This window comes from Streptosporangium minutum (assembly GCF_002149035.1).
GTDB lineage: Bacteria > Actinomycetota > Actinomycetes > Streptosporangiales > Streptosporangiaceae > Streptosporangium > Streptosporangium minutum.
Genome location: NZ_NGFP01000439.1, coordinates 1 through 3,209 on the forward strand (window position 1 = coordinate 1; position 3,209 = coordinate 3,209).

Below are 3,209 nucleotides of genomic sequence, written 5' to 3' on the forward strand. Positions count from 1 at the left end.
GGGTGTTCGGTGGTGGGGCGGGTTTCGGTCGCTGTTTGTTGTTTGAGATTTGCATAGTGGACGCGAGCATCTTTGTGGCCAAGTTTTTTAGGGCACACGGTGGATGCCTTGGCATCAGGAGCCGATGAAGGACGTGGGAGGCTGCGTTAAGCCCCGGGGAGTCGCCAACCTGACTTTGATCCGGGGATGTCCGAATGGGGAAACCTAGCACCAGTCATGTGGTGTTGCCTCCGCCTGAATGTATAGGGCGGTTGGTGGTAACGCGGGGAAGTGAAACATCTCAGTACCCGTAGGAAGAGAAAACAAATTAGTGATTCCGTGAGTAGTGGTGAGCGAAAGCGGAAGAGGCTAAACCGTATGCGTGTGATAGCCGGCAGGCGTTGCGTGTGCGGGGTTGTGGGACCCTCTGACGGTTTCTGCCGAGACCGTAAGCAGTGAGAAATCGATGGGATAGCCGAAGTTTCTGGGAAGTTGCGCCGTAGACCGTGAGAGCCGGGTAGGCGAAATCTTGTCGACTGTTTGAGGGGATCCCAAGTAGCACGGGGCCCGAGAAATCCTGTGTGAATCTGCCAGGACCACCTGGTAAGCCTAAATACTCCCTGATGACCGATAGTGAACAAGTACCGTGAGGGAAAGGTGAAAAGCGCCCCGGTGAGGGGTCGTGAAATAGTACCTGAAACCGTGTGCCTACAAGCCGTAGGAGCGTARACGTCTTYGGGCGTYTGTGATGTGACTGCGTGCCTTTTGAAGAATGAGCCTGCGAGTTATGGTGTGTGGCGAGGTTAACCCGTGTGGGGGAGCCGTAGCGAAAGCGAGTCTGAATAGGGCGTTTGAGTCGCATGCTGTAGACCCGAAGCGGAGTGATCTAGGCATGGGCAGGTTGAAGCGCGGGTAAGACCGCGTGGAGGACCGAACCCACCAGGGTTGAAAACCTGGGGGATGACCTGTGTTTAGGGGTGAAAGGCCAATCAAACTCCGTGATAGCTGGTTCTCCCCGAAATGCATTTAGGTGCAGCGTTGCGTGTTTCTTGCCGGAGGTAGAGCACTGGATGGCTAATGGGCCCGACAAGGTTACTGACGTCAGCCAAACTCCGAATGCCGGTAAGTGAGAGCGCAGCAGTGAGACTGCGGGGGATAAGCTCCGTAGTCGAGAGGGAAACAGCCCAGACCACCGACTAAGGCCCCTAAGCGTGTGCTAAGTGGGAAAGGATGTGGAGTCGCAGTGACAACCAGGAGGTTGGCTTAGAAGCAGCCACCCTTGAAAGAGTGCGTAATAGCTCACTGGTCAAGTGATTCCGCGCCGACAATGTAGCGGGGCTCAAGTACACCGCCGAAGTCGTGGCATTCACACATKWACCGAGCCTTTGTGGTTTAGGTGTGTGGATGGGTAGGGGAGCGTCGTGCGGCCGGCGAAGCAGCAGAGTGATCTAGTTGTGGAGGCCGTGCGAGTGAGAATGCAGGCATGAGTAGCGAATCAGAAGTGAGAAACTTCTGCGCCGGATGACCAAGGGTTCCTGGGCCAGGCTAATCCGCCCAGGGTAAGTCGGGACCTAAGGCGAGGCCGACAGGCGTAGTCGATGGACAACGGGTTGATATTCCCGTACCCGCTACGATGCGCCAATACTGAATCCAGTGATACTAAGGGTCCTTAACTCGGTTGTCCCTTCGGGGWSKGSGTSAGRSTGAACGCCTGGCCTGAACTGGTAGTAGGTAAGCGATGGGGTGACGCAGGAAGGTAGCCCAGCCCAGGCGATGGTAGTCCTGGGGTAAGCATGTAGGGAGAGAGGTAGGCAAATCCGCCTCTCAYRTATCCTGAGATGTGATGCCGAGCCGATTGTGGCGAAGTGGGTGATCCTATGCTGCCGAGAAAAGCCTCTAGTGAGTGTCGTGGCGGCCCGTACCCGAAACCGACTCAGGTGGTCAGGTAGAGAATACCAAGGCGATCGGGTGAACTGTGGTTAAGGAACTCGGCAAATTGCCCCCGTAACTTCGGGAGAAGGGGGGCCTTCGCTGGTGATGAACCTTTGCGTTCGGAGCTGGTGGGGGTCGCAGAGGCCAGGGGGAAGCGACTGTTTACTAAAAACACAGGTCCGTGCGAAGTCGTAAGACGATGTATACGGACTGACGCCTGCCCGGTGCTGGAACGTTAAGGGGACCGGTTAGTCATCTTCGGGTGGCGAAGCTGAGAACTTAAGCGCCAGTAAACGGCGGTGGTAACTATAACCATCCTAAGGTAGCGAAATTCCTTGTCGGGTAAGTTCCGACCTGCACGAATGGCGTAACGACTTCCCCGCTGTCTCAACCGCAGACCCGGCGAAATTGCACTACGAGTAAAGATGCTCGTTACGCGCAGCAGGACGGAAAGACCCCGGGACCTTCACTACAGCTTGACATTGGCGTTTGGAACGTCTTGTGTAGGATAGGTGGGAGACTGTGAAGCTGTCACGCTAGTGGCGGTGGAGTCATTGGTGAAATACCACTCTGGTCGTTTTGAACGTCTAACTTCGGTCCGTGATCCGGATCAGGGACAGTGTCTGGTGGGTAGTTTAACTGGGGCGGTTGCCTCCTAAAGAGTAACGGAGGCGCCCAAAGGTTCCCTCAGCCTGGTTGGCAATCAGGTGTCGAGTGTAAGTGCACAAGGGAGCTTGACTGTGAGACCGACGGGTCGAGCAGGAGCGAAAGCTGGGACTAGTGATCCGGCGGTGGCTTGTGGAAGCGCCGTCGCTCAACGGCTAAAAGGTACCCCGGGGATAACAGGCTGATCTTCCCCAAGAGTCCATATCGACGGGATGGTTTGGCACCTCGATGTCGGCTCGTCGCATCCTGGGGCTGGAGTAGGTCCCAAGGGTTGGGCTGTTCGCCCATTAAAGCGGTACGCGAGCTGGGTTTAGAACGTCGCGAGACAGTTCGGTCCCTATCCGCTGCGCGCGCAGGAGACTTGAAAGGAGCTGTCCCTAGTACGAGAGGACCGGGACGGACGAACCTCTGGTGTGCCAGTTGTTCCGCCAGGAGCACGGCTGGTTGGCTACGTTCGGAAGGGATAACCGCTGAAAGCATCTAAGCGGGAAGCTCGCCTTGAGATGAGGTCTCCCACCACGTGAGTGGGTAAGGCCCCCAATAGACGATTGGGTTGATAGGCCGGAGGTGGAAGCACAGTAATGTGTGGAGCTGACCGGTACTAATAGGCCGAGGACTTGACCACAAAGCAT

1 rRNA gene is annotated in these 3,209 nt (G+C 56.4%); it reads left to right on the top strand.

The annotated features are described in order from the left end of the window. Positions 1–76: 76 nt before the first annotated feature. Positions 77–3,202 (top strand): 23S ribosomal RNA (locus CA984_RS43225). The last annotated feature ends 7 nt before the right edge of the window (positions 3,203–3,209 follow it).